20 protein-coding genes, 1 tRNA gene and 1 other RNA gene are annotated in these 26,046 nt (G+C 66.2%); 11 read left to right on the forward strand and 11 right to left on the reverse strand.

Annotation, left to right across the window (positions count from 1 at the left end; translation table 11 throughout):
• Nucleotides 1–36 precede the first annotated feature (36 nt).
• The 3 genes from ACIPVK_RS13560 to ACIPVK_RS13570 all read left to right on the forward strand — a co-directional run bounded on the left by ACIPVK_RS13560 (nucleotide 37) and on the right by ACIPVK_RS13570 (nucleotide 3,015).
• Nucleotides 37–1,017 carry an ABC transporter ATP-binding protein gene (locus ACIPVK_RS13560; protein WP_407612505.1) on the forward strand — a complete coding sequence of 327 codons (981 nt, stop codon included), beginning with the start codon at nucleotides 37–39 and terminating at the stop codon, nucleotides 1,015–1,017.
• Nucleotides 1,014–2,111, forward strand: coding sequence for an ABC transporter permease (locus tag ACIPVK_RS13565; protein ID WP_407612506.1), 1,098 nt, complete (start codon nucleotides 1,014–1,016; stop codon nucleotides 2,109–2,111). The genes ACIPVK_RS13560 and ACIPVK_RS13565 overlap by 4 nt, the downstream gene beginning before the upstream one ends.
• A 94-nt stretch (nucleotides 2,112–2,205) precedes the next feature.
• Nucleotides 2,206–3,015 carry an IclR family transcriptional regulator gene (locus tag ACIPVK_RS13570; RefSeq protein WP_407612507.1) on the forward strand — a complete coding sequence of 270 codons (810 nt, stop codon included), beginning with the start codon at nucleotides 2,206–2,208 and terminating at the stop codon, nucleotides 3,013–3,015.
• 341 nt (nucleotides 3,016–3,356) lie between these two features.
• On the opposite strand, the gene fdhA is transcribed toward ACIPVK_RS13570, so the two are convergent.
• Both fdhA and ACIPVK_RS13580 read right to left on the reverse strand, forming a co-directional pair.
• Nucleotides 3,357–4,577, reverse strand: coding sequence for a formaldehyde dehydrogenase, glutathione-independent (fdhA, locus tag ACIPVK_RS13575; protein WP_407612508.1), 1,221 nt, complete (start codon nucleotides 4,575–4,577; stop codon nucleotides 3,357–3,359).
• Nucleotides 4,578–4,601: 24 nt separating this feature from the next.
• Nucleotides 4,602–4,874, reverse strand: coding sequence for a hypothetical protein (locus ACIPVK_RS13580; protein ID WP_407612509.1), 273 nt, complete (start codon nucleotides 4,872–4,874; stop codon nucleotides 4,602–4,604).
• Between the two features lie 67 nt (nucleotides 4,875–4,941).
• Here ACIPVK_RS13580 and ACIPVK_RS13585 point away from each other — a divergent pair, with 67 nt between their 5' ends.
• From ACIPVK_RS13585 to ACIPVK_RS13600, 4 genes are all read left to right on the forward strand, one after another.
• Nucleotides 4,942–5,874 (forward strand): LysR family transcriptional regulator, encoded by a 933-nt coding sequence (locus ACIPVK_RS13585; protein WP_407612510.1) that lies wholly within the window; start codon nucleotides 4,942–4,944, stop codon nucleotides 5,872–5,874.
• An 828-nt stretch (nucleotides 5,875–6,702) separates the two neighbouring features.
• Nucleotides 6,703–8,583: a BCCT family transporter gene (locus ACIPVK_RS13590; RefSeq protein WP_407612511.1), complete on the forward strand. Its 1,881-nt coding sequence runs from the start codon at nucleotides 6,703–6,705 to the stop codon at nucleotides 8,581–8,583.
• Between the two features lie 83 nt (nucleotides 8,584–8,666).
• Entirely contained in the window at nucleotides 8,667–9,569 is a 903-nt protein-coding gene (gene purU, locus ACIPVK_RS13595; RefSeq protein ID WP_407612512.1) for a formyltetrahydrofolate deformylase, read from the forward strand.
• Nucleotides 9,570–9,592: 23 nt separating this feature from the next.
• Nucleotides 9,593–12,085, forward strand: coding sequence for an FAD-dependent oxidoreductase (locus tag ACIPVK_RS13600; RefSeq protein ID WP_407612513.1), 2,493 nt, complete (start codon nucleotides 9,593–9,595; stop codon nucleotides 12,083–12,085).
• A gap of 13 nt (nucleotides 12,086–12,098) precedes the next feature.
• On the opposite strand, the gene recR is transcribed toward ACIPVK_RS13600, so the two are convergent.
• The 5 genes from recR to ACIPVK_RS13625 all read right to left on the reverse strand — a co-directional run bounded on the left by recR (nucleotide 12,099) and on the right by ACIPVK_RS13625 (nucleotide 18,930).
• Complete coding sequence (gene recR / locus ACIPVK_RS13605) at nucleotides 12,099–12,761, reverse strand: recombination mediator RecR (protein WP_407612514.1); 663 nt, start codon at nucleotides 12,759–12,761, stop codon at nucleotides 12,099–12,101.
• Nucleotides 12,762–12,866: 105 nt separating this feature from the next.
• Nucleotides 12,867–16,469 (reverse strand): DNA polymerase III subunit gamma and tau, encoded by a 3,603-nt coding sequence (locus ACIPVK_RS13610; RefSeq protein WP_407612515.1) that lies wholly within the window; start codon nucleotides 16,467–16,469, stop codon nucleotides 12,867–12,869.
• Nucleotides 16,466–17,386, reverse strand: coding sequence for a tRNA glutamyl-Q(34) synthetase GluQRS (gene gluQRS / locus ACIPVK_RS13615; RefSeq protein ID WP_407612516.1), 921 nt, complete (start codon nucleotides 17,384–17,386; stop codon nucleotides 16,466–16,468). Before gluQRS ends, ACIPVK_RS13610 begins: the two co-directional genes overlap by 4 nt.
• 60 nt (nucleotides 17,387–17,446) lie before the next feature.
• An RNA gene (gene ffs, locus ACIPVK_RS13620) (signal recognition particle sRNA small type) lies at nucleotides 17,447–17,543 on the reverse strand.
• 67 nt (nucleotides 17,544–17,610) lie between these two features.
• The gene (locus ACIPVK_RS13625; protein WP_407612517.1) at nucleotides 17,611–18,930 is read right to left on the reverse strand and encodes a DUF222 domain-containing protein; all 1,320 of its coding nucleotides are present in this window, start codon (nucleotides 18,928–18,930) and stop codon (nucleotides 17,611–17,613) included.
• A gap of 426 nt (nucleotides 18,931–19,356) precedes the next feature.
• On the opposite strand from ACIPVK_RS13625, the gene ACIPVK_RS13630 reads away from it, so the two are divergent.
• Nucleotides 19,357–19,441: transfer RNA gene (locus tag ACIPVK_RS13630), tRNA-Ser, on the forward strand.
• Between the two features lie 151 nt (nucleotides 19,442–19,592).
• Nucleotides 19,593–20,369 (forward strand): response regulator transcription factor, encoded by a 777-nt coding sequence (locus tag ACIPVK_RS13635; RefSeq protein ID WP_407612518.1) that lies wholly within the window; start codon nucleotides 19,593–19,595, stop codon nucleotides 20,367–20,369.
• On the opposite strand, the gene ACIPVK_RS13640 is transcribed toward ACIPVK_RS13635, so the two are convergent.
• The 3 genes from ACIPVK_RS13640 to ACIPVK_RS13650 form a co-directional block, all read right to left on the reverse strand.
• The gene (locus ACIPVK_RS13640) at nucleotides 20,366–20,764 is read right to left on the reverse strand and encodes an Hpt domain-containing protein (RefSeq protein WP_407612519.1); all 399 of its coding nucleotides are present in this window, start codon (nucleotides 20,762–20,764) and stop codon (nucleotides 20,366–20,368) included. The genes ACIPVK_RS13635 and ACIPVK_RS13640 overlap by 4 nt on opposite strands.
• Nucleotides 20,765–21,088: 324 nt before the next feature.
• Nucleotides 21,089–22,858, reverse strand: a complete 1,770-nt coding sequence (locus tag ACIPVK_RS13645) for a sensor histidine kinase (protein ID WP_407612520.1) — start codon at nucleotides 22,856–22,858, stop codon at nucleotides 21,089–21,091.
• Nucleotides 22,859–22,964: 106 nt separating this feature from the next.
• Nucleotides 22,965–23,990, reverse strand: a complete 1,026-nt coding sequence (locus ACIPVK_RS13650; RefSeq protein ID WP_407612521.1) for an isopenicillin N synthase family dioxygenase — start codon at nucleotides 23,988–23,990, stop codon at nucleotides 22,965–22,967.
• 180 nt (nucleotides 23,991–24,170) lie between these two features.
• On the opposite strand from ACIPVK_RS13650, the gene ACIPVK_RS13655 reads away from it, so the two are divergent.
• Complete coding sequence (locus ACIPVK_RS13655) at nucleotides 24,171–24,470, forward strand: type II toxin-antitoxin system VapB family antitoxin (protein ID WP_407612522.1); 300 nt, start codon at nucleotides 24,171–24,173, stop codon at nucleotides 24,468–24,470.
• 8 nt (nucleotides 24,471–24,478) lie between these two features.
• Nucleotides 24,479–25,174, forward strand: a complete 696-nt coding sequence (locus ACIPVK_RS13660; RefSeq protein WP_407612523.1) for a LytR C-terminal domain-containing protein — start codon at nucleotides 24,479–24,481, stop codon at nucleotides 25,172–25,174.
• Between the two features lie 3 nt (nucleotides 25,175–25,177).
• Here ACIPVK_RS13660 and ACIPVK_RS13665 read toward each other — a convergent pair whose 3' ends face one another.
• Entirely contained in the window at nucleotides 25,178–25,885 is a 708-nt protein-coding gene (locus ACIPVK_RS13665; protein WP_407612524.1) for a DsbA family protein, read from the reverse strand.
• Nucleotides 25,886–26,046: the final 161 nt, after the last annotated feature.

A 26,046-nucleotide genomic window follows, 5' to 3' on the forward strand; every position in this document is an offset into this window, starting at 1 on the left:
CGGGGGACTTCGAAACTACCAACGGTGGGGGAACTCATGGAAAGCGTCATAACTGGTCCGGGCAAGATGCCTGGACGACAAAAAGGACTGGAACCGGGAATCGAGGCACGTGGCCTTGCCCGTTCCTTTGGAACCGTGCAGGCCGTGGAAAGCATCGACTTTCACGCAGCCCCGGGGGAGGTCACGGCGCTGATCGGACCCAATGGGTCGGGCAAGACCACGCTGTTGCTGATGCTGGCATCGCTCTTGCGCCCGGATGCCGGAAGCATCCGGATCCAGGGCATCGACCCGGTGGGCGATCCCCGTGCGGTGCGCGCCATCCTTGGCTGGATGCCAGACACCCTGGGCGTCTGGGAAAGCCTGACCAGCCGCGAAATCCTCACCACCGTTGCGGCGCTCTATGGCATCGGCAAGACGCAAGCCAGGGTGCGGGCCGCCGAGCTGCTGGATGTGGTCAACCTCGGACAGCTGGCGGACACCCCGGCCCGGGTGCTCTCGCGCGGGCAGGCCCAGCGGCTTTCGTTGGCCAGGGCCTTGGTCAACGATCCTGCGGTGCTGCTTCTTGACGAGCCGGCCAGCGGACTGGACCCGGGCGCGCGGGTGCAATTGCGCACCCTCCTGCGGCAGCTCGCCGACAGCGGCAAAGCCGTGGTGATCAGTTCCCACGTCCTGGCGGAACTCGATGAAATGGCAGACGCCGCAGTGTTTCTGTCCAAGGGGAAGGCCGTGCGCAGCCAGCGACTCGCCGAGTCCGGGACGCAGGGCCGTGGTTACACCATCGTGAGCTTCGACCTGCAGGCATTGCGCCGCGGGCTCGAATCCAGCGGCCTCGAAGCCTCATACGACCCGAACCTTGAAAACAACGGCGGCAGCGCCAAGGTGAGGCTCTCCGGTGATGAGCAGGCTGCGGCACTGCTGGGCATGCTGGTCGGTGCCGGCATACCCATTGCCGCCTTCGCCCCGTCCTCGGGACTTCTCGAGGAGACCTACCTGAGCCTTGAGGATGAAATGCCATGACTGTTTCCACGCCCCCGCGCGCAGCATCCCCCGCCCCGGCCCTGGGTTATCTGGCCGGCATCGGCACCGTGTTCGGCATGGAAATCCGGCAGCGCGTCCGCAACCGCGGCTGGTACATCATGCTGGGCATCTGGTTCGTCGTGGTCGCCGCCGTCGTGGGCCTTGCCGCCCTGAGCGCGGGCCAGAACGAATTCGGCCCCGGCCAGGTGATGTTCGAGCTGGTCATCGCGTTTGTCCTGTTCTTCGGCATGCTCATCGCCCCGGCGCTGAGTGCCAACTCGATCACCGGGGACCGGGCCAACGGGACCCTGGCGATCCTGCAAAACACGCTGCTTACCCCGGGACAGCTGTTGTGGGGCAAGTGGTTGGCCTCGTGGGCGGCATCGCTGGGGTTCCTGGTGGTGACGCTGCCGCTGATCGGCTGGGCCATGACCTACGGGGACGTCTACCTGCCGGCGGCCCCGGTGTTGCTGGGCATGCTGGCCCTTCAGCTGGCGGTCGTCTGCGCACTCGGGGTCGGGGTCTCGGCGCTTGCCAACCGCACGCTCTTCGCCGTCATGGTCACCTACCTGTTGGTGGCTCTGCTTGGCATCGGGACGTTGGTTGCCTATGGGCTGAGCCTGCAGTTGGTGAAGACCGAAGTCCAGTTGTCCAACCAGGTCTGGCCCGATGAATACATGACCGAGAACTCGTACGTCGAGTGGGACGGCGACAACTACACCTGCGATACCCGGACGTACACGCAGGAAACCTTTGCCACCGAACGGATCACCTGGCTGCTGGCGGCCAACCCGTTTGTCGTGGTGGCAGATGCCGCGCCGCGGGGCCCGGCGACAGAAGGCCCTTCGATGTTCGCGGCTACCGGTCCCATGGGGGCCATCAGCGACGGGGTGCGCTTTTCGCAGGCGGGCCCCGCGTACCAAATGCCCTGCCTGAACGGCGTCAAGACCACCGGTCTGCCGCCGATCCCTGCCCCGTTGTGGCCGCTGGGGCTTGGCATCCAGGTGTTGCTGGCCGGCGGAATCCTGGTCGCAGGTCGAAGCAGGCTGAAAACCCCCGCCGGAAGGCTCGCCTCCGGCACCCGGATCGCCTAGTCGCTGTGGCCCGGGGCACGTGCGTTTCCCGGGCCACAGCCTAAGCTGGAGGAAAAGACCCAGTGCATAGATGAACACGAAGGACGGAGATCCCTTGTCAGTCGATGAAACGCATGGCCCGGAAGTGGACGGCGACGATGCCGTGCCCGGTGGCGTCCAGTCGGTGGATCGGGCCCTGGCGATCCTGGAAATCCTCGGCCGGGACGGAAGTTCCGGCGTCGGCGAGGTCGCCGAAGAGCTGCAGATACACAAGTCGACGGCATCCCGGCTGCTGGGTTCGCTGCTGGCCCGCGGCATGGTGCAGCAGAACACCAACCGCGGAAAATACGAGCTGGGGTTCGGCATCCTGAAGCTGGCCAGCACCATTCCCGGTCGGCTCTCGTTGGTGGGCCTGGCCCGCCCGGTGCTCGAGGCGCTGGCCGAGGACTTCAAGGAGACGGTCAACCTTGCGGTGCTGCGCGAGGAATACGCGGTGAACGTGGACCAGGCCATGGGCCCTTCGACCCTGGCGACCTACGACTGGCTCGGCAGCCTCACGCCCCTGCACGCAACCTCCAGCGGCAAGGTCCTGCTCGCGGCACTGGGCGCCGACGAACGCGGCCGGATACTGAAGGTCGCCAAGATGCCGCAGCGCACGGCCAACACCATCCGCACCCGGACGGCCCTGGAAGAAGACTTGCTGCAGGTCGTGAAGAACGGATACGCCCAGGCCCGCGAGGAGTTCGAGATGGGCATCAATTCCGTTGCGGTGCCGGTGCGAAACCACCTGGGGGTGGTGGTCGGTGCTCTGAGCATCTCGGGCCCGAGCTTCCGCTTCGACCCCGAAAAGGAGCCCGGGCTGCTCGAGGGGCTCAAGCAGGCGGGGCTGCAGGTCAGCGCGTCCCTGGGCTACACCGCCGGCTGACGAGCCGGACCACAGCTCCGACATCGCGTCGCCGGTGCGCGCCGCGCGAAACGCCTAAGCCGAGGCCCGCCGCTGTCTCTCGTACCCGTGGGCACCATCTGAGGGGCTGGAATCCTAGTTCCCTGGCCGCTGTGAAAACCCTATCCAAGCGTTCTGGGCCGCTCAGTGGTGCGTTGGAGGTTCCCAGAGGAGGGCCTTGCCTGGCCCAGGGGATTGCCGCCGCTGGGTGGTTTCTTCATCAAGGACGACGTGGTTGCAACTCCCAAATGACTGGTGGTGCAACGACCGCTCCAACCTGCTTGTAAGCGGATCCGGGGCAACCCGCAATCCTTTACCGCGGGCTAGTTGCTGAGGTAGCCGTTGGGGTCGAGGACGTACTTGGTGGCGGCGCCGGCGTCGAACTCCGCGTAGCCACGCGGGGCGTCCGAGAGCGTGATGGCCTGGGCGTTGACGGCCTTGGCGATGTGGATGCGGTCGTGCAGGATCGCCATCATCAGCTGCCGGTTGTACTTCATGACCGGGCACTGGCCGGTGGCGAAGGACAGGGACTTGGCCCAGCCGGTGCCCAGGGACAGGGACAGGCTGCCCTTCTGGGCGGCCTCGTCCACGGCGCCGGGGTCGCCGGTGACGTAGAGGCCGGGGATGCCCAGGGAGCCGCCGGCCTTGGTGAGGTCCATGAGCGAGTTCAGCACGGTCGCCGGGGCCTCCCGGGCTTCGGAGCCGTGTCCGTGGCCGCGGGCCTCGAAGCCGACGGCGTCGATGCCGCAGTCGACCTCGCGGACGCCGAGGATTTGTTCGATCTGGTCGGCCGGGTCCCCGGCGCCGACGTTGATGGCCTCGCAGCCGAAGGAGCGGGCCTGGGCGAGGCGGTCCTCGTTCATGTCCCCGACGATGACGACCGCGGCCCCGAGCAGCTGGGCGCTGGCGGCGGCGGCGAGCCCGACGGGCCCGGCGCCGGCGACGTAGACGGTGGAGCCGACCGTGACCCCGGCGGTGACCGCGCCGTGGAAGCCGGTGGGCAGGATGTCGGAGAGCATGGTCAGGTCCATGATCTTCTCCAGGGCCTGGTCCCGGTCCGGGAACCTCAGCAGGTTCCAGTCGGCGTAGGGGACCAGAACGTATTCGGCCTGGCCGCCGACCCAGCCGCCCATGTCGACGTAGCCGTAGGCGGAGCCCGGGCGGTCGGGGTTCACGTTGAGGCAGATCCCGGTCTTGGCCTCCTTGCAGTTGCGGCAGCGCCCGCAGGAGATGTTGAACGGGACCGAGACGATGTCGCCGACCTTGATGAACTCCACGTCGGGGCCGGTCTCGATGACCTCCCCGGTGATCTCGTGGCCCAGAACCAGGCCGGCGGGGGCGGTGGTGCGGCCGCGGACCATGTGCTGGTCGGAGCCGCAGATGTTGGTGGCCACGGTGCGCAGGATGACCCCGTGCGGGACCTTGCGGCCGACGTTGACAGGATTGACGCCGGGTCCGGCCTGCAATTCAAAGGTGGGGAACGGGGTGTCGATGATTTCCACGATCCCCGGCGCCTTGTATGCGACTGCTTTGTTACCTGACATTGGATGGCTCCTATGAGTTGGCGATCAGACCTTCACGGTGATGCTGCCCGCATCAGACTGTCTATGAGGATTGTTGTTGTCAGTTTTGGTGAAGCAAGTTGGATTATTTGATGCTTGCAGCTCAAATCGATGAACGGCAACGAGGGCTTTCAAGCCGACTGCGGTGATGGCTGGGAATTCGCTGCCCCGCGTCTCGGTTGCCCGTGACCTGGTTTTGTGGAGCATTGATATCCCATGCGGGCCGGGGCCCTGGAGGGTGATCGTCGTCACTGTGTTTGCCGGAATCGTCTTACTCATGAGGTTAGGGATCCGCGCCCTGCAATAAAAGCGCAAGATTTTGGCGATACTGGTGCAGAATGTGTGCATGATTGATCCACGACTCACCACGCTCAGGGTGTTCGCCAGATGTGGCACCGTCGGGGCAACCGCGGAGCTCACCGGATACTCGCCGTCCGCCGTCTCGGCGCAGCTGCGCGAGCTGCAGCGCGTGTTGGGAATGCAGCTGCTGACCAAGGACGGCAGGGGCGTGCGCCTGACGGCCACCGGCCGGTATCTGGTGACGGGTTCAGACACCTTGGTCACGGAGTGGGAACGGTTGCGGGCCGCGGCGCTGGAAGCGGGGGACCAGGTGCAATCGCATTTCGGGCTCGGTGGATTTTCCACCGCGGCAGCCCAACTCCTCGCGCCGCTGGCCGCGGCCCTGCGCTCCTCGCGCCCCGAGGTGGAGGTCCAGGTGCTCGAGGCGAATCCGGCACGGTGCTTCGACCTGTTGGTTGCCGGGCGTATCGACTTGGCGGTCATCGTGGCCATGCAATCCGATACGCACGTCGAGGAGGATCCGCGTTTTGAGCAGACCACGCTGTTGAACGATCCACTGGATGTGATCCTGCCTTCCGACCACCCGCTGGCGTCGCGGGCCTCGGTGACTCTCGAGGAGCTGGCCACCGAACCGTGGATCACCGAGGCCCCGGGGTCGACCTATCATGCGCTGTTCACCGCGGCGTTCACCGCCGTCGGCGTGACTCCCAGGATCGCCCACGAGGCCGTCGAGTGGGAAACCCAGATCGCCTTCGTCGGGGCGGGGATGGGCGTTGGCCTGCTGCCGCGCCTGGCGACCCTGGGAAGCGCGGAGAACGTGACGCGCCTGCCCATCTCGGGCCGGGGAAAGCCCTCGCGGAGGATCGTCGCCGCCGTGCGTAAAGGCGGCATCGCTTCGCCCCTGGTCAAGGAATCCCTCGGGATCCTGCAGGCCAGGGCGAAGCGAATCCTCACCGAGCGCCTGGAGGATGACCTCTGAGTTCGCACGAGGATCGGCCCGGTTTCTTGGTGCCAATGCGACCCGATGGCCCGGCAGGTCCGAAGTCAGCAAGCGCCTTGAAGGCGTTGGCCGGTCGTTAGGCAGCATCCTGTGCGACCTCCGCCGGGAAGCGAGCAAGGCACTGTATCCGCGTTCTTCGGCATCAGGGGATGGCGGACGGGTAGTGATCGACAAGCCGCCGCTGGCGTCCTCCGACCCTGGTCGCGTCCGGAAGAGAGGGCGAGGCCAATAGGGCCATGCCAGTCTGCTTCCGCGGGGTTGATTCCGGAAGTCTCGGGACACTGATTCCCCCGGCGACGCCCATCGGCAAGACGCCCGTCCGGCCGGCCGCAACACCTCGAGTTTCCATTCAGCGCCCAGGGTTCAATACACCTGTCGCGCATATTGCCGTGGCGAAGGGCGGAGGTTATCGGGGCCCTCCGCCAGGCACACATCGCATTCGGCGAGCCGCTTGTATTAGTTTGCAAACCCCTTGACTTTGAGATGTGAGGTGGGCCACGATTGTTGCTCGAGACGCTTGCTGTTGATTGATACGAAACAGAGACGACCCTTTTCATTGCCGAAACAAACCACGGGAAGGGCCGGGTGAGTAATGCACAAAGTTTGCACGCACCAGGACGCCTCGCTGGCAGGAGGCTGGGTGGAGGGTCGCGAGGTCCAACATCCGCTTCAACCACGCAACAGCCAAAACTTCCGCCCGGCGCCATCATTCCCGGATAGGGCCCCAGCACGTGGCGCGCCGTCCGGGCACACGACACATTCGGCTCCAAAGACGCAATTCGCATTCCCAAGTCAAAGGAATTCCCCATGGCATTGAACACCGACGAAGCCCTTGCCGATGAACTGGAGGGGCCGGACGCGGACCTGGCCCAGGACCCGGAAACGGTGCCACCGCCCGATGACACCGCGATCCTGCAGGAGTTGAAGGACAGCGAATCGGAGCGTAGGGCCATCAGGACGATCCCGCGCCTGCCCGAGGGGCTGGACAAAGTCACCTTCGGTGTGGCGGGGGCCTTCGCGCTGGCCTTCGTCGTCTGGGGGCTTGTCAACACCAAATCGCTCTCGGATGCCTCCAACGTGGCACTGTCATGGGTCACCGAGAACACCGGCTGGTTCTTTGTCTCGTTGGCCTCGTTCTTCGTGGTCTTCGTGCTCTGGCTGGCCCTGGGCCGGTTCGGGAACATCCCGCTGGGTCGCGACGGGGAGAAACCCGAGTTCCGCACCGTCTCCTGGATCTCGATGATGTTCAGCGCCGGCATGGGCATCGGGCTGGTCTTCTACGGAGTTGCCGAGCCGCTCTACCACTACGTCGCCCCGCCGCCGGAAACCGTTGACGGGAGCACACCCGAAGCCATCCAGACGGCCATGGCCACGTCCATCTTCCACTGGAGCATCCATCCCTGGGCAATGTTCGCGGTGGTAGGCATCGCGATGGCCTACTCGACCTTCAGGCTGGGGCGACGCCAGCTGATCTCCTCGGCCTTCACCTCCCTGTTCGGCCCACGGGTCGAGGGACCAGCAGGCAAGATCGTGAACATCCTGGCCATCTTCGCCACGCTCTTCGGCACCGCCGCCTCGCTGGGCCTCGGGGCCATGCAGATCGCCAGCGGCATCGAATTCAACGGCTGGGTCGGCAAGGTCGCCTCCCCGGTGCTGGTCGGGGTCATCACGGTACTGACCGTTTGCTTCGTGCTCTCCGCGGTCTCCGGGATCTCACGGGGCATCCAATGGCTCTCCAACATCAACATGGTGCTGGCCTTGCTGCTGGCGGTGCTCGTGTTCGTGCTGGGACCCACCCTGCTGATCCTGAACCTGATTCCGTCGGCCATCGGCGACTTCGTCCGCGACCTGCCCTCGATGGCCTCGCGCACCGAATCGGCCGGCGACGAGTCGGTGCGGGCCTGGATGTCGAGCTGGACCATCTTCTATTGGGCCTGGTGGGTGTCGTGGGCCCCGTTCGTGGGCATGTTCATTGCCCGGATCAGCCGGGGACGCACCATCCGCCAGTTCGTCACCGGAGTGCTACTGGTTCCGTCCCTGGTGTCAGTCATCTGGTTCTCGATCTTCGGCGGGGCCGCCTTTGACGTCCAGCTCAAGGCGGAGGCCTCCAACGGGGCCACCGGCTCGATGGTGGACATGGTCGACGGGGAACCATCCATCGACTTCCAGGGCGCCCTGTTCGACCTGATCCAGCACCTGGGCGCGTCTCCGGGGATCACCCTGGCCATCGCCGTCCTGGCGATGGTGCTGGTCGGCATCTTCTTCGTCACGGGGGCCGACTCCGCCTCGATCGTGATGGGCTCGCTGAGCACCAACGGGCGGCTGGAACCTTCACGGCGCGTGATCGTGTTCTGGGGCGTGCTCACCGGGGCGGTTGCGGCCATCATGCTGCTGGCCGGCGGCGACAACCCCGATCAGGCGCTGAACGGCCTGAAGAACATCACCATCGTCTCGGCGCTGCCCTTCGCCGCCGTCATGTTCATCCTGTGCATCGCCTTGGTCAAGGACCTGCGCCGCGACCCGCTGGCGCTGCGCAAGAAGCTGGCCGACTCGGTGGTCGAAAGGGCCATCCGCAGCGGCGTCGACGAACACGGCGGGGTGCCCTTCGAGTTGGTGACCAAGCACGACTGCACCGAAGACTGTGCCTCCGGGGACCGCTGCCCGGGCCGCGGGGCCGATGCCCGATGAACCTCCACGATCCGCACGCCACCATCCAGCCGCAGACAACCACCTTTCAGCCATCCACCTTTCAACGAGCCAAGGGAGCAAACATGACCACCATGATCCACGAGCCGGCCGCGACCGCCGATGCCACGCACCCGCGCAGCGTTCGCTTTGTCCTCACCCTCTCCTGCCCCGACAAGCCCGGAATCGTGCGTGCCGTGACCGGGTTCCTGGACGACCGCGGGTTCGACATCGCCGAACACCAGCAATTCGACGACCACGTCGGCGGCCGGCTCTTCCTGCGCACCGCGCTGGCCGGCGGGGATCCGCTGGACACCGCCGAGGACTTGGAAGCGGCATTCGGCAAGCTGGCGGGGGAGTTCGACATGGACTTCGCGTTCCACGACGGGCGGGCCCAGCGGGTGCTGGTCATGGTCTCGAAGTTCGGGCACTGCCTCAACGACCTGATCTATCGCTGGCGGACCGGGACGCTGGGGGCCGAACTCGTCGGCGTCGTCTCCAACCACGAGGACCTGCGTCCCATGGCCGAGGCGGCCGGGCTGACCTTCATCCACGTTCCCGTCACCGCCGACACCAAGCCCGCCGCCGAGGCCCGGCTCCAGGAAGTCATTGCCGACCTCCGGGCGGACGTGGTGGTGCTGGCCCGCTACATGCAGGTGCTTTCCAACGAGTTGACCCGCGCGCTTCACGGGCGGGCCATCAACATCCACCACTCGTTCCTGCCCGGTTTCAAGGGCGCCAAGCCCTACCACCAGGCCTACGCGCGGGGCGTGAAGATGGTCGGGGCCACCGCGCACTACGTCACCGAGTCCCTGGACGAGGGTCCGATCATCGAGCAGGAGGTGTTCCGCGTCGACCACGTCCCGGACGCCGACGCGCTGGCGCGGATCGGGCGCGACGCCGAGGCCCAGGCACTGGCCCGGGCCATCACCTGGCACTGCCAGCACCGCATCCTGCTGAACAACACCCGCACCGTCGTCTTCCGCTAATAACCCCGAAAAGGAGCATTTCCATGAACCAAGCACCCCGCGTCGTCATCATCGGGGCCGGCATCGTCGGCGCGAACCTGGCAGACGAGCTGGCCGTCCGCGGCTGGAAAAACACCACCGTCATCGAGCAGGGACCCCTGCACCTGGCCGGCGGATCCACCTCCCATGCCCCGGGCCTGGTCTTCCAGACCAACGCCTCGAAGTCGATGACCGAGTTCGCCAGCTACACCGTCGACAAGCTGCTCTCCCTGCAAAAGGACGGCACCTCCTGCTTCAACCAGGTCGGCGGGCTTGAGGTCGCGACCACCCCGGAACGGCTCGAGGAGCTCAAGCGCCGCCACGGCTTCGCCACCTCCTGGGGGCTCGAATCGCGGCTCATCGACGCGGACGAGTGCAAGGCGCTTTACCCGCTGCTGGGGGAGGATGCGGTGCTCGGCGGCTTCCTGGTGCCCTCCGACGGGTTGGCATCCGCGGCACGGGCCGTGCAACTGCTCATCGAGAAGTCCACCGCGGCCGGGGTGCGGTTCCTGGGGAACACCACCGTCACCGGGATCGAGCAGGAAGACGGCAAGGTCACCGGGGTGCGGATCGGGGAGGACGAGGTCATCGAGGCGGACATCGTGGTCTCCTGCGCCGGGTTCTGGGGCCCGGCCATCGGGGAGATGATCGGGATGCGCGTGCCGCTGCTGCCGCTGGCCCACCAATACGTCACCACCGACGCGCTGCCCGAGCTCGCCGGGCACAACCCCGGGCCCAACGGGGCCTCGCTGCCGATCCTGCGCCACCAGGACAAGGACCTGTACTACCGCGAGCACGGGGAGAGGATCGGCATCGGCTCCTACGCCCACCGCCCGATGCCGGTGGAGCTTCACACACTGGCGAAGGTGTCGGCAGAGAACATGAGCGATCACCAGATGCCCTCGCGGCTGGACTTCACCGAGGAGGACTTCCTGGACTCCTGGGAGGACTCGCGGGTGCTGCTGCCGGCGCTGCGCTCCCGGTCCATCGAGGACGGCTTCAACGGCATCTTCTCCTTCACCCCCGACGGCGGCCCGCTGGTGGGCGCCGCCCCGCAGCTGGAGGGCTTCTACCTGGCCGAGGCCGTCTGGGTCACGCACTCGGCCGGCATCGCCCGGGCCGTGGCCGAGCTGCTCATCGACGGGCAGTCCACCATCTCCCTGCACGAGGGCGAGGTGACCCGCTTCGAGGCGGTGCAAACCACCAAGGAATACGTCTCGGAGACCTCGCAGCAGAACTTCGTGGAGATCTACGACATCCGCCACCCGCTCGAGCCGCGCACCTCCCCGCGGGACCTGCGCTCCAGCCCGTTCCGCGCCCGCCAGGACGAACTCGGCGCCTTCCACCTGGAATCCGCCGGCTGGGAACGCCCGCACTGGTTCGAGGCCAACCGGCACCTGCTCGACACGCTGCCCGATCAGTGGCGGTCCCCGGAGCGCGACTCCTGGTCCGACCAGTTCCATTCACCGATCTCGGCGGCGGAGGCCCACAGGACCCGCACCGCGGTGGCCATGTACGACATGACCCCGCTCAAGCGCCTGGAGATCACCGGGCCCGGCGCCCTGGGGCTGCTGCAGAAACTGAGCACCGGCAACATCGCCAAGAAGCCCGGAGCGGTCACCTACTGCCTGCTGCTGAACGCCGACGGCGGGATCCGCTCCGACGTGACCATCGCGCGGCTGGGGGAAGACCGCTTCCAGCTGGGCGTGAACGGGAACATCGACCTGGACTACTTCACCGTCGAGGCACGTCGGCAGGCGGCGGCTGACCCGGCGGCATGGGCGCACGTCGCGGACATCACCGGGGCCACCTGCTGCATCGGGCTGTGGGGGCCGCTGGCCCGCGAGGTCGTGGCCAAGGTCAGCGCCGACGACTTCACCAACGACTCGCTGAAGTACTTCCGCAGCAAGGAGGTGGTCATCGGCGGGATCCCGGTCACCGCGATGCGCCTGTCCTACGTGGGCGAGCTCGGCTGGGAACTCTACGCCAGCGCCGAGAACGGGCAGCGGCTCTGGGACGTGCTCTTTGCGGCGGGGGCCGAACACGGGATCATCGCCGCCGGGCGCGGGGCGTTCAACTCGCTGCGCCTGGAAAAGGGCTACCGGCTCTGGGGCACCGACGTGACCCCGGAGCACCACCCGTTCGAATCCGGCCTGGGGTTCTCCATCGCCAAGGACAAGACGGGCTTTGTGGGTGCCGAGGCGGTGGACGCGCTGCGCAACAAGCCCTCCGCACGTGCCCTGCGCTGCCTGACGGTCAACGACGGCAAATCCATGGTGCTGGGCAAGGAGCCGGTGTACCTCGACGGCGCCCCGGCCGGGTACGTGACGAGTGCGGCGTACGGCTACACGGTGCGCACGCCGCTGGCCTACGCCTGGCTGCCGGCCACCACGGTGGAGGGGGACCAGGTCGAGATCGAGTACTTCGGCCGCCGGATTCCCGCGACGGTGGCGGCGGATCCGCTCTTCGACCCGAAGATGGAGCGCCTGCGCGGCTGAGTCGCCGCGGACCTCAGGAGGCGGAAACCGGTTCCTGGGCCGGCAGCGCGGTGCGCACCAGGGGAGCGGCGGGGGCCGCCGGCGCGGTGTTGCGGCGGCCCTCGATGGCGCGGGCGAGGGTGACCTCGTCGGCGTACTCGAGGTCTCCGCCCACCGGCAGCCCGGAGGCCAGCCGGCTGATCTTGATGCCCAGCGGGCGCAGCGTGCGCACCAGGTAGGTGGCCGTCGCCTCGCCCTCCAGGTTGGGGTCGGTGGCCAGGATGATCTCGGTGATGCGCTCGTCGCCCAGCCGGGCGATCAGCTCGCGGATGTGCAGCTGCTCCGGGCCGATCCCGTTGATCGGGTTGATGGCCCCGCCCAGCACGTGGTACCGGCCCGTGAAGGCGCGCGAGCGCTCGATGGCGACCACGTCCTTGGACTCCTCGACCACGCAGATGATGTCATCGCCGCGGCGTTCGTCGCGGCAGATCGAGCAGGTCTCCGACTCGGAGACGTTGAAGCATACGGTGCAGAACTTCACCCGTTCCTTGACCACGGAGATCGACTGGGCCAGGCGCTTCATGTCCTCCGGGTCGGCCTCCAGGATGTGGAAGGCAATGCGCTGGGCCGACTTGGGGCCGATGCCCGGAAGCCTGCCCAACTCGTCAATCAGTTCCTGGACTGCGCCTTCGTACACTTGGATTCACACTGCCTAATCTTGCTGTTCGCTGCAACTATGTTTGCGTGCACCAGACACTACACGCCCGCTCCCACGCTGGATACCGGCCCGGGGGCCCTATGGTCAGCGGGGCCGGTTGGCCCGCTCGATGACGTTGCCCTGCGCGTCGCGTTCCTCGATGATGCGGCCGTTGAGGATGCGCTCGATGGCAGGGACGCCGATCAGCGAGGAATCCTCGATCTCGATGTCGTCGTCGCTGGGGACGAACTCCGTGTCATCCAATTCTACGGCCCTGGAAGGTTCGGGGGTGCGCGGATTTTCATCCGGTGCGGCGGGGCGCGGGCGGGCGAAGTCGGGGGCGTCGTCGGGGTTGCCCCAGGCGCCGGCCGCCGGGTCCGTGGTGATGGGCGCGGGTGCCGGAGCGGATCCGGTGATCCCCGCGGCACGGTTCATCAGCCGCTGGTAGCGGCTGAGCTTTCCGCCGTTGGCGCCGGCGGGCGGACCGGCGGGTGCGCCGGGCACCGCGGCGTTTTCGGCCGCGGGTGCCGGGGCCGGAACCGGCATGCCCCAGGTCGCCGCCGACGCGCCGGGAGGCGGGGCCACCGGACGATCGGCAACGCCCAGCGACGGTGCGGGTGCCACATAGCCCTTGGGTGCGGCAGGGGCAGTCGGGGCAGGCGCGGCCGGACGCGAGGTCCCGCCGGCAGCGGGGGCGGGTGCTGCCGTGCCAGGATCGCGGGCAGGCTCCGCCCCGGCGGTGCCGAGGTCCGGTTCCCAGTCGGGCACGGGAACCGAAGAGGCATCCCAGTCGCCGCCGCCATCGTCCCACGGCTCGGAATCCCAGGTGGGCTCCGGTCCGTAGCCCGGATCCTCGTCCGACGGGGCCACGGCCGGTGCCGGCCGCTCCGGCACCGGGGCCGGATCCTGGCGCACGACGTCGGCGGGCGGCTGTACGGGTTCCTGCCGAACAACGGGCCGTGGGGCCGCGGGCTGCGCGGACGCCTGCGGCTGGGCTGGTTGGACGACGGGACGGGGGGCCGCGGGCTGCGGTGCGGCAGGTGCCGCCGGCGGTGCCGCCATGGGTTCCGGTGCTACCGGCTCGGGCCGGGAGGCAGGCGGTGCCGCGTCCTGCGGAGTTGCCGGAAGCGGTGCGGTGCCGCGTCCGGGGTGGCCGGGAGCGGGCGCACTGGAGGGGGAGGGGGCGGTGTGCTGCTGTGGTGCGGATTCAGCTGGACCATTGGTCACCGCCGGCTCGGGCCGGCGATCAACTTTTGGGCCAGAACCACCCGCCGGTGCGGAACCTCCTGCTGCGATGGCCAACTCGACGTTGACGCCGAGCACCTTGTTGATGCTCTGCCCCAGGATCGCGACATTTTCCTGCCGCGCGGTGAACGCGGTCAGTGCGCCGCTGTGCGCAAAGCTGACGGTCAACGTGCGGCCGTCATACCCGGTCACCGAGGCGTTTGGCGCCACCATCATCCAGACGAACTTCTTGTTGCTCTTCAGCTCTTCCAGGATGTCGGGCCATGCGCGCCGGAACATCTCAACGGATCCCGTGCCGCCGGAGTGCGCGGCCGGAGCCTGGCTTGGTTGCGATGGCTGGCCCTGCTGCGGGGCCTGGCCCTGCTGTTGCCGGGGTGAAGGCTGCTGCGGAGGCTGTTGCTGCCGTTGTTGCTGGGCCTGTTGCGGCGTGTCGGGTCGCTGCGTGCCTTGGGGCTGGGACGGAGCATGCTGTTGCTGTTGCTGTTGCTGTTGCTGTTGCTGTTGCTGTTGCTGTGGCTGTTGCTGTTGCTGTTGCTGCGCTGCGCGCTGCTCGGCAGCTGCACGTTCCTGCGCCGCACGTTCCTGGGCGGCGCGCTGTTCGGCTGCCTCCTTTTCCTGCGCCGCGCGTTGGGCCGCTGCCTGCTCGGCGGCGGCACGCTCCTTGGCTGCTTGGTCCTCCTTCACCTTCTTCGCGAAGTCGGCCATGGCTTGGTTCTGCTGGATCGGCGCCGGCTCGGGCGCGGGTGCAGCGGGCTCGCCCTCTGCCTCGGCGGAACGGTCGGGCAGGATGCTGAACGGCGGAACATTTGCCGGGGGCTGCACTGGGGAACCCTGTGCCGGCGACACCGGTTCCGTGACGGGGTTGGCGGGAGCGTCGGGAACGGGTCCCCAGGTGCCTCCCCAATCGGCGGAGTGGCCGGTGGATTCCTCCACGGAGGGGGTTGCCTCGTCGGGCGCCGACGGTGCTGTGGCAGCCGGTGCGGACGCCGCGGCAGTGTCAGGTTCTGCCGATGCCGATGCCGATGCCGATGCCGATGCCGATGCCGGTGCAGGCTCGGATGCCTGGCGGGCCACCGGTTCCTGGACCGTCGATGCGGCCGGGACGGATTCGGGCACGGACGGTGCATCGGGTGCGCCGCCCTCCTTCTGGGCGCGGGCCGCACGCAGGGCCTCGCGCACGGCCGCCGCACCTTGACCGGTGTTTTCGCCCTCGTACCCGGCGGCGCCGGAAGGCGCTGTCGAACCGCCTGCGGGTGCGTATCCGCCGTCGCCGGCAGGCATCGGCGGAAGGTCGTCGCCGGCGTAGGCCAGGCGGCGCTCGACCCGGTCCATGCGCGCATTGAAGCCGCGCTCGGTGGCATCGGATGCCGGAAGCAGCAGTCGGGCGCAGAGCAGCTCGAGATGCAGGCGCGGCGACGTCGCACCCGTCATCTCGGTCAGCCCTGCATTGGTGACATCCGCCCAGCGGCTGAGCTCGGCCTGGCCAAGCCCCGCGGCCTGGGCATGCATGCGCTGGAGCTGGTCCTCGGGCAGGCCGCGAATGATCTGGGAGGCGTTCTCGGGCACCGCGCGCACGATGATCAGGTCGCGGAAGCGCTCGAGCAGGTCCTCGACGAAGCGTCGCGGGTCGTGCCCGGTCTGCACCACTCGGTCCACGGCGGCAAACACCGTTGCGGCGTCGCCGGCGCCCAGGGCGTCTACCACGTCGTCAAGCAGCGAGGCATGGGTGTAGCCCAGCAGGGAAACGGCCAACTCGTAGTCCAGGCCGTCGGGCCCGGCACCGGCAATCAGCTGGTCAAGCACGGAGAGCGAGTCGCGGACGGACCCGCCGCCGGCGCGGATGACCAGCGAGAGCACGCCGGGGGCCACGGTGACGCCCTCGGCGGTGCACAGGTACTCGAGGTACTTGATCAGCGGCTCGGGCGGCACCAGCCGGAAGGGGTAGTGGTGGGTGCGCGAGCGGATCGTGCCGATGACCTTGTCCGGCTCGGTCGTGGCGAAGATGAACTTGATGTGCTCCGGTGGCTCTTCGACGATCTTCAGCAGGGCGTTGAAGCCGGCCGAGGTGACCATGTGGGCCTCGTCGATGATGAAGATCTTGTAGCGATCGCGCACCGGGGCGAAGGTCGCGCGTTCGCGCAGGTCGCGGGCATCGTCGACGCCACCGTGGGAGGCCGCGTCGATCTCGATGACGTCAAGGGAACCCGGGCCGCCGCTGGCCAGCTCGATGCAGCTGGGGCAGGTGCCGCACGGGGTCGGCGTCGGTCCCTGGGCACAATTCAGGCAGCGGGCAAGGATGCGGGCGGACGTGGTCTTGCCACAGCCGCGCGGACCCGAGAAAAGGTAGGCATGGTTGACCCGGTTCTTTTCCAGGGCCGTCATCAGCGGCGTGGTGACATGTTCCTGCCCGATCACGTCCGCAAAATTGTCAGGACGGTAGCGACGGTAAAGAGCTGTACTCACGAGGGCCACCCTATCGGTTTTCCGGTGCCAAGCGCATTCGGATCGGTTGTGAACACCCACGGGTCGGTGGGCAGCGAGGTTGGTTCAAAGGCAGCCAGGGCCGCGTCCAACGAGGTCGTCGGCAGTCCCAGGGAGGCCAGGATCGCGCCGCGAGCAGCATCGGCGTCAATGCCCGAAGCCGCAAGTTGGGCGAGCGTGACGGCGCCGTCCCGCTTGGCAAGGCGTTTGCCGTCCGAGTTCAGGGCAAGCGGGACATGGGCGTAACCCGGAATGCGGTAACCGAGCAGTTGTGCCAGGTGCGCCTGCCGTGGGGCGGAGGAGAGCAAATCGTCGCCGCGGACCACCTGGTCGACGCCCTGGAGTCCGTCGTCGACCACCACGGCCAGGTTGTACGCGGGAACCCCGTCGTTGCGCAGCACCACGAAGTCGTCGACGACCCCGGTGTACGTGCCGTGCAACTGATCGGTGACGGTGAAGGAGTCCACGTTCGTGCGGAGCCGCAATGCAGCGGGGCGCAATTCGCGCTTCGCGTCGCGTTCCGCCTCGGTGAGCCCCCGGCAGGTTCCGGGGTAGGTTCCGGGGGCGGCATGCGGGGCGCTGGCGGCCTCGGCGATGTCTCGCCGGGTGCAGAAGCATTCATAGAGCAGGTCGCGTGCCCGCAGTTCGTCAAGGGCGGCGGCGTAGAGTCCGGACCGCTCGCTTTGCCTCACAATATCTCCGTCCCAGGAGAGCCCGATGGCGGCGAGGTCGGCGAGCTGGAGGGCCTCGGAGCCGGCACGAGCGCGGTCGAGGTCTTCCACGCGCATCAGGAATTTCCGTTCGGTGGACCGGGCAAAGAGCCAAGCCAGGATCGCCGTGCGCAGATTGCCCAGATGCAGGTCCCCCGAGGGGCTGGGGGCGAACCGACCGGCACCCATGGACTACTCCCTTTCGACTCCCGGATTCGAGGTGAAGGGCTCAACGATCCCCGGGCAAATAGTAAAGGCCCCTCATGCACCTGCCAGAGCCCATCTACCCTTGCTACCTTCCGGTCCTGGGGGAGTTCAACAGGATGACACCACATGAGGGGCCGACAAATAGTCTACCCGAGGAAGGGCCCCGGCCCGAAATCCGCGACGCTTGCTCTGCCCGGCAAGCCCGATCACGGTTCGGGAGAATCGTCCGGAAACCCCGGGATGCCTTCGGGCTCGTCCCAACCCAGCAACCTCTTGGTCTGCGCGTCGATCGTGGTTCCCGGCAGCATCAACTGGACCGGTGGCGGTTCGGGCCCCAGCGGGCGCGGGTAAAGCAGTCCGTCGGGCAGTTCCAGCTGGGTCACGCCGTGGGGAGTGCGCCATTGGAGCGATCCGTTGCCCAGATAGACTGCCTGCCAGCCCAGCACGTGCTTGTAGATCTGGTGCCTCTTGCACAATAGCTGCGCATTCTGCACCGACGTCCCACCGCCGGCGGCCCAATCGTCGATGTGGTCGAACTCGGACAGCTCCGGGGCCCTCCGGCACCCGGGAAAGCGGCAATGCTCGTCGCGCACCCGCAGGAAATCACGCAGTGCTTTCGAGGGCTTGTAGCGTTTGCGGCCCAGATCCAGGATCGAACCCGTCCACGGATCGGTGAGTATGGGCTTCAGCGAGGGGGCCCTTGCAGCAAGGCGCAAGGCAACCCCCAAGGGAATCGGGCCGTATCCCTCAAGGTTGGCGATTCCGCGATCCGGGTTTGTCAGCAGTTCCAGCGCCGGAATCGTCAGCCCCACGAAGAGCGGGGGTTTCCTCTTGACTCGCCCCGGCCAGCCGTCGATCAGGGAATCCCGGAAAACATCGGCCCGCAACTGGCCCAGGGGCCGCTCCTGTTCGCTGGAAAGCAGCAGGTTGGCGTGGGTGGAGACGGTGTTGTAGATCGAAAGCACGTCCTCGGCCGGCAGGTAGGCCTGCAGCACCGCCATCCCGTCCTCCTCGGGCCACCACATCAACGAGCGCCCCATCTCGGCCCGCGTACGGCGGTCTGCGGCCGGTTCCGGGTGCAGGCGCTCCCGCGCGCGCTTGATGCGCAAGGACATCGAGGCGTCGGAGGCCGTGGTCGCCGTGGGCAGGAGGCCCGCCTCGATTTGTCGGGCAGTTGCGCGAGGGATGCCGCGCGTCTGTTTGACGAGCGCGGCCGCCGTGCGTGAGGTGATGCTGCCGGAGTACAGGGCGAACAGGGACTCCTCATGGACATACCGCAGGCCCTCGGCGGTAGCCAGGCGGTTGAAGGCCGAGCGTTCGGAGGTGCGGGTGACCATGGCGGCCTCGGCGACAAACGAGGAGCGGTTCAAATCCTGGTCCGCCCGGGAAAGGGGAAAGCCGTGCTCCTCGATCTCTCGCTTGTAGTCAAAGAGCGTGGGGTTTTCCTCTGAAAGCGGGGTGGGCATTCCGCGTTGCACCATTTCGCTGGTGTCTGCCAGCAAAGTGGATTCCAGGCCGTCAATCATGGCCCGGATCCGGCTGAGCTCACGGAGTTGCCCGAGTCCCTGCGCCGGGGTCCGGGGGCATTGCGAGGATGTGAGCTTCGTAACGGCCCTCATGAGGGGAGTTCGCTCAAGGAACCCTTCCACGCAAGCCGTCCAGGCGCCGTCCAATCCGGTGTAATAGCGTGACCCGGCAGGAGGTACGCCACCGCCCTCGGGTCCCATATTGCTCTGATGAGCCGCGAACTTTCCCATAATTCAGTACAGCTTGGAAGGGGCGTGTGCGGTCGGGGCCCCACCGCGCCCTGTGGGTCCGGAGCGCGCGCGGCTGGGGATGTGCGGATAAGTGCTTCAGGAGCGGGGAGTGGGCATTTCAATGCGGTCTTCACGCATCGATTAGTTGTCACCGAAAATGTCCGCTATGCTGGAACCTGCTCTTTGGAGCAAGCTGGAGGATTCGCCTAGCGGCCTATGGCGCACGCCTGGAACGCGTGTTGGGTTCACGCCCTCGGGGGTTCAAATCCCCCATCCTCCGCGGATACGGAATCGGTCTTGACTTGAGAAATCTCGTCAGGGCCGATTTCGTTTAAGCAGCGCCTTGAGGCCCGAAAATCGTTAGACTAACGAACATGCCCTTGGCGAGCCACCGGGATCGCCGTTTCAACCCAGCTGAAGAGGTGAATGTGGTGACCAAGTCCCGTACCGCAGTGGTCGTGGAAGACGATGCCGACATTCGGGGTTTGCTAGAGGTCGTGCTGCAGCAATCGGGATTTGACGTGCACTCCACGGACTCCGGCGTCTCGGGTGTGGAAATGGTTGGCTTCCACGATCCCGATCTAGTGACCCTGGACATCGGCTTGCCGGACATTGACGGATTCGAGACTGCCCGGCGGATCCGAATGATCTCCGACGCGCACATCCTCATGTTGACAGCGAGGGCCGATGAGATCGACACGGTCCTGGGGCTGGAATCCGGTGCCGACGAATACGTCACCAAGCCGTTCCGCCCCCGAGAGCTACGTGCCCGGGTCGATGCAATCATGCGCAGGCGCACCACGCACCCTACGATGCCATTGAATACGGTGCCTGTCGAAAACACGTCAGGCACCGAGCCCGAAGTGCCGGGAGACACCGACCATGTGCGCACCCTCAATGGGTTGGTGATGAACATAGCCACGTATTCGGTCCACGTTGATGGTGAACCGGTAAACGTTACGCCTACCGAATTCACCCTCCTTGATTTGCTCTTGGGCGCCAGGGGGCACATTCGCACCAAATCCGATTTGGTCAGGCGGCTGCGCGACGAGGACTCGGACGCCGGGACATTCGTCTCGTCGGCGGATGAGCGGTCCGTGGAAGTGCACGTTGGAAACCTGCGGCGAAAGCTCGGAGATTCGGTCCAGGACCCACGCTGGATAGAAACAGTGCGCGGCGTGGGGTATCGGTCAGTGGCCAGGCGCTAGTCGGCCTGACGATAGGCTCCCAGGGCACGCTCTGCGAAGCCGGGTTCGGCCAATACCGCCAGGATTGAGGTTCCGGCGCGCGTAATTCGGCCGATGAGCTCGCCTTGCAGGGCGTCGTCGCCATCGCGGAAGGCCGCATGCAGCTGGATCGCCAGCGTCGCCAGGATGTGGGCGCCGGCCATGGTCGCCGCCGACTTCAAGGAGAGTGCCGCATCCTCGCCGGCGGCAGCGTCCTTGGATGCGAGCGCCTTGTTGAGTCGTGCAATGCGCGTGGGCCACAGCGAGCTGAACTGGGCGATGAATTCATTGACCGACTCCGGACCGACTTCCGAGCACAGTTTTCCCAGGGTCTGCGCGCATACCGCAGTGTCCGGGAAAATCGGCTCGAGCATCATGCCACCCATCTTGACGCGCGAAGCTCACGATCCGGCCCCAAATATGCTCAAGGCAACCTCAAGAAATGCCGCGAATTCTTGAGCATACCGTGCGTCAATATTGTCTTCGACTGGATGGAAAATTGATGTTGGCAAGGGATAGTCATCGGTAGCCGCCGGATTTTCCATCAGTTTCCGCCGAACAAGGGGAAGATGGCGAGTCTGCGGATACAAATACAGGGTTCTTCACTCGCTTCATGGGGGCGTGAGTGGACATGACGAACCACGTAAAGTGTGGGTTTCCGGTGCACCTGGAACCCACACTTTGCCGTTAAGGCACAAGTGCTAGCGGCGTGAGTCCGGATGCATGGTCGGGAATCCAAGCTGCCGGGTGGACGATTCGGGGCCGCCGCCCGGGTCCTTGCGAGGCAGAACGACGGTCATCGTCGTTCCCCTGCCCAGTGCGCTCTCGGCCGTGATCCGCCCGCCGTGGGCCGCCACCAGCTCGTGGCTGATCGCCAGCCCAAGACCGACACCCGGAAGTCCGGAACGTCGGGCCTCCTCGGAGCGGAAAAACCGGGTGAAGAGGTTCGTCAGGTCCTTGGGCGACATGCCGCGTCCGGTGTCCGCCACCCGCAACGAGATTTCCTCACTGTTGCAGTTCATGTCCACCGTGATCGAGCCTCCTGCTCCGGAGTACTTGATTGAGTTGGAGACGAGGTTGTCGATCACCTGTCCGATGCGCAGCGCGTCGCCCAACACGGGTTCGTGGCACAGGTTCCCCTCGATCAAGTCGATGCCCGCAGATGCGGCGCGCGGGCGCATGGATTCGAGTTGGCCGTGGATTACGGACCCCAGGTCTATGGTGGCGATATTGACTTGGTGCTGGCCGGCGGCCGCGGTGAGCAGGTCGGTGATCATGTGCAGCATCCGCTCGGCATTTCGGGAGAGGACATCCACCGCTTGTCTCTGGTCATCGCTGAGCGTCGGGTCGTCCTCAAACAATTCCAGATACCCCATGATCGAGGTCAAGGGGGTACGCAGCTCATGGCTCACGTTGGCCAGGAATCGGTCCCGGGTCTGGGATGCCTCGATGAGCGGGGTGATGTTCTTGAACATGGTCACGGCCCCGTCGTACTCGCCGTCTTCGTTAAAGAAGGACCGGGCCGAGGTCGAGAGGTACATGGGGTCTTCGAGCGGGCCGAGCGCAAAGAGTTCGTCGGTGAACTCCTCCTGGCGGATGGAGCGAATGACGGGCCGGTCCTCGGCCGCCAAAAGTTCCGGAACCAGCTCGTAGGCGCCGGAGACGGCACGGATCAAGAGCTGGGACTCGTTGGGGTCGGGAATTCCCGGCGGGGTGGCATGCCGATGCTGGAAGCGCTGGACGTCATTCATGAAAAGATCGTGGCCGTCGCGGTCAACCACCACAACGCCGACATTGGCGGCATTGAGCACCGCGTTGAGCAACCGGGTCTGGCGCCTGCTGGTGGCCAGCGTGGCGCGCAGTTGCCGCTCCGCCAACGCGGAATTGTGCTCGACAATGACTGTGGTGGTTGCCAGGGCCAGAATGGTCAGCGGGATCAACAGCGGATTGACCACCACCTCCGTAGTGAAGGGGATTCCGTGATGCAGCAGCTGCAGCCAGCTCGTGGCCAGTGGCACCACGAACGAGAGCAGGAGTGTCAAGCGCGGGACGAATCCCGACCAGGCAAACCAGAAAATCGGGAAGGCTATCAGCAGGCTCACGCCTCTAAGCCACGGGTAGGCCCCCGCTGCCATCAAGGTGGCCGAGATCAAGCCCAACGCAGGAATGACCAGATACGTCTGCTCTGGCCCGATGGACTTCCACGGGACGGTCCATGCCAAGACGCTGTTGAACAGCGTCAACAGCACACCTGCAACAAATAGCTGGTCACCGAAGATTTCCGCCGGAGCGGCCACGGTGGCCAACAGGCAGGAAGTGACCGCGGCAATGAGCATGGGCATTTGCGACCACCCGACCTTGCGGCGCAAGGGCAGCTGGGAAAAGGGCACACCCTTGGTGATGATCCGGGGGACTAGCGACGACAACCAACTGCCCGCATGGCGCTGGTCGCCCGTTCGTGCGGCGCTCATGGACACAGCTTAGTGAATGGTCACCTGATCGGCATCGATATGACAGCAATGCGGGGTGTGGGTGGTCCCTTATGGCCACCAACACCCCGCATTGCTGCGCGTCGTGCTATTTCACCAGGTTCGGGTAGTGCGCCTTGGCGGTCTGCGGGTGGGCGCGGAGCCAGCCCTTGAGGACGTTGGCGCCGTAGGAGGCCAGCATGGGGTTCTTCGGATCGTCGGAGACGCCGCGGGCATCGGCCGCGAGCTTGGCCGGCAGCGGCACGGTGCCGATGACCGAATCCAGGCGCGGCGAGTAGAAGAAGGGCACCGAGTAGCGGTCCACGCCGGCCGGGGGAGCGATGACACGGTGAATGGTTGCCATCAGGAAGCCGTTGGTGGCGACCTCGAGCATTTCACCGATGTTGACCACCAAGGCGCCCTCGATCGGCTCCACGGAGATCCATTCGTCCTGGCCGTAGGGCTGGACTTCCAGCCCGCCGACTGCATCCTGCAGCAACAGGGTGATGAAACCGTAGTCGGCGTGCGCGCCGACGCCCTGGGTGCCAGCTTCGGGAACGATGCCGCCACCGACGTAGTGCACCAGCTTGCCCATCCACGCGGGGCTCTGGGCGAACGGCTCGTCGAAGTATTCCTCCGGCAGGCCCAGTCCCACGGCCAGGGCCGAGAGCAGTTCGGCGCCGACCTTGTTCATCAGCTGTGCCCAGTCCATGGCAGCGGCTTCCAGCTGCGGGAAATCCTCCGGCCACTGGTTCGGCCCCTGCAGGTTCAGGTAGGGAGCATCGGCCGGGACATCGGCGAGGACCTCGCGTTCGGGTCCGTAGTCGATTTGTTCACGCGAGTCGGCGCGACCGCGCGTGATTTCGGCACCGAGCCGGGTGTAGCCGCGGAACTGTGCCGAGGTGCGGTTGTCCAGCTTCAGCTTCTGCTCCACGGGGAGGGCGAAGAAATCGGCCAGCGTCTTGAGCAAGTCCCGCGTCGTGCCTTCGCCGGCGCCAAAGCCGGTGATCTGGAAGAAGCCCACGCGGTGGGCAGCGTCGCGCAACGCAGTAATGAAGTCTTCATCAAAAGTGCCATCGGCGCGACGTGCGGTAGACATGTCTAAGACCGGAACGGTGGTGAGAACTGTACTCATGGTTCAAGAATGCACCCGGGTGACCGGTTTGTGACAGCGAAAGTTACTTCACGTTCCGTACTGTGAATCCATGCGTCGCAACCCTTGACGCGGGCCCCGAGGTCACGTAGTCCAACCGCGACTCGCACAAAAATCAGCCAATCGCCCCCATCGGCGCTCGAAGTTTCCTAAGCTGGTCCAGTGATCTTCAAATCTGTCGGCGATTCGCGTCCCTATCCGGAACACGGATACGTGACCCCCAAGGACTGGGCCTCCGTCGCGCCCATGCAAGTGCGCCTGGATGAGCTGGTGACCACCAAGAGCACCCTGGACCTCGCCGCGTTGCTCGCGGAGGACTCCACGTTCTTCGGCGACCTGTTCCCGCACGTCGTGCAATGGAAGGGTACCCGCTACCTGGAGGACGGGTTGCACCGGGCTGTCCGCACGGCGCTGCATCAGCGTTCGATCCTGCACGCGCGCGTGTTGGTGTTGGAAGAGTAGGGGACAGATTGGCACGCAGCAAGGATCCGAACGACTGGCACGGCCACCACATCATCTCCGAGGACGAGTTGGTGAGCCCCGAGTTCACCACGGAAGACCGGATCAAGCGCCGACGCCGCATCCGGCATGGCATCATCCTGATGTTGGTGGTCTTGATGCTGGCAGCAGCCTTGGTGCTGGCCTACCTTGTCAATACGCGCACGCTCGTGATTGATGCGCTTGAACCCAAGCCGGCTGCCGAGGTTCCCGTTGCGGTGAACGAGGCGTGCCCCACCAAGCAATTCAGCTACATCGATCCGGGCAAGATGACGGTGAACGTCCTGAACGGCACCCAGATCTACGGCCTGGCCGGGGCCACCGCGACCAAGTTGAAGAAGCGCGGATTCAAGGTGGGGGAGGTGGGCAACGCGAGCCTGTCCAACGTCCAGGTGGTCGGGGCCATCACCTCCGGGCCCGACGGCTACGCCCAGGCCATGACCGTGCAGCGGCACCTCAAGGACCTGAAGTATGTCTACGATGCAAAGCGTCCCGGGAAGACCGTGGACGTGGTCATCGGCACCAAGTACAAGGACCTGGTCAAGGAGAAATCCGTCAACAAGAAGCCCGGAAAGCTCGGCTGCACCCCGCCGAAGCCGAAAGCCGCGGCAAAAACGTCGACGGCCCCGGCCAAGGCGGAACCGTCGACGGACAACAAGGGGAACTAGGGCTCAGTTGCAGCCCTCGGGGCCGCACACCGCGCCGTCGGCCGACGTGGTTCCGAGCATCTGCAGGTTCTCGCCGCCGATTTCCTTCCAGACCTGGCTCAGTGCCTGCTCAAAGACCTCCGAGGGCTGGGCACCGGAAATCCCGTACTTGTTCTCCAGGACGAAGAACGGCACGCCGCTGACGCCCAGCTCGCGGGCGCGGACGCCGTCGGCCCGCACCGAATCGGCGTACTTGTCGCCGGCGAGCACCTCGGCCGTTTCGGCCGGGTCAAGGCCCACGGAATCGGCGATGCCCTGCAGGGCTTCGTTGTTGCCGGTGTTCAGGCCCTTCTCGAAGTGGGCCGACAGCAGCGCCTCCTTCATTTCGTTGCCGAGGCCGCGTTCCTTGGCCAGGGCCAGCAAGCGCAGTGCGGTGAACGAATTTGCAACGTGGAGCGCATCGAAGTCGTACTTCAGGCCCTCGCCCGCGGCCTGGGCGGTGACATGCTCGAGCATGCCGGCGACCTGGTCGGAGGACATGCCCTTGGCCTGCGTGAGGTAATCCAGTTCACTGCCCTCAAAGTGGTCGGGCAGCGACGGGTCCAGCTGGAACGCATGCCACTTCACATCGACCTTCTCGCCGAAGGGCAGGGCCTCGACGGCCTTCTCGAAGCGGCGCTTGCCAATGAAGCACCACGGGCAGGCAATGTCGGAATAAATATCAACGCTCAAGCGGGTTTCAGTCATGCCCTTGGCAACGGCCCGCCCGCGGCGCGTATTCCCCGCACGCCGCGGGCGCCGATGTGATCTTTCCGGCAGGGGTACGCGGAAAGCCGAGCCGCTGTGCAGACGGCTCGGCTTCCTGTCGATGAGAGAGCCGGGGTTGGGCGGGA

The sequence above is a fragment of the Paeniglutamicibacter sp. MACA_103 genome (genome assembly GCF_045798555.1).
GTDB lineage: Bacteria > Actinomycetota > Actinomycetes > Actinomycetales > Micrococcaceae > Paeniglutamicibacter.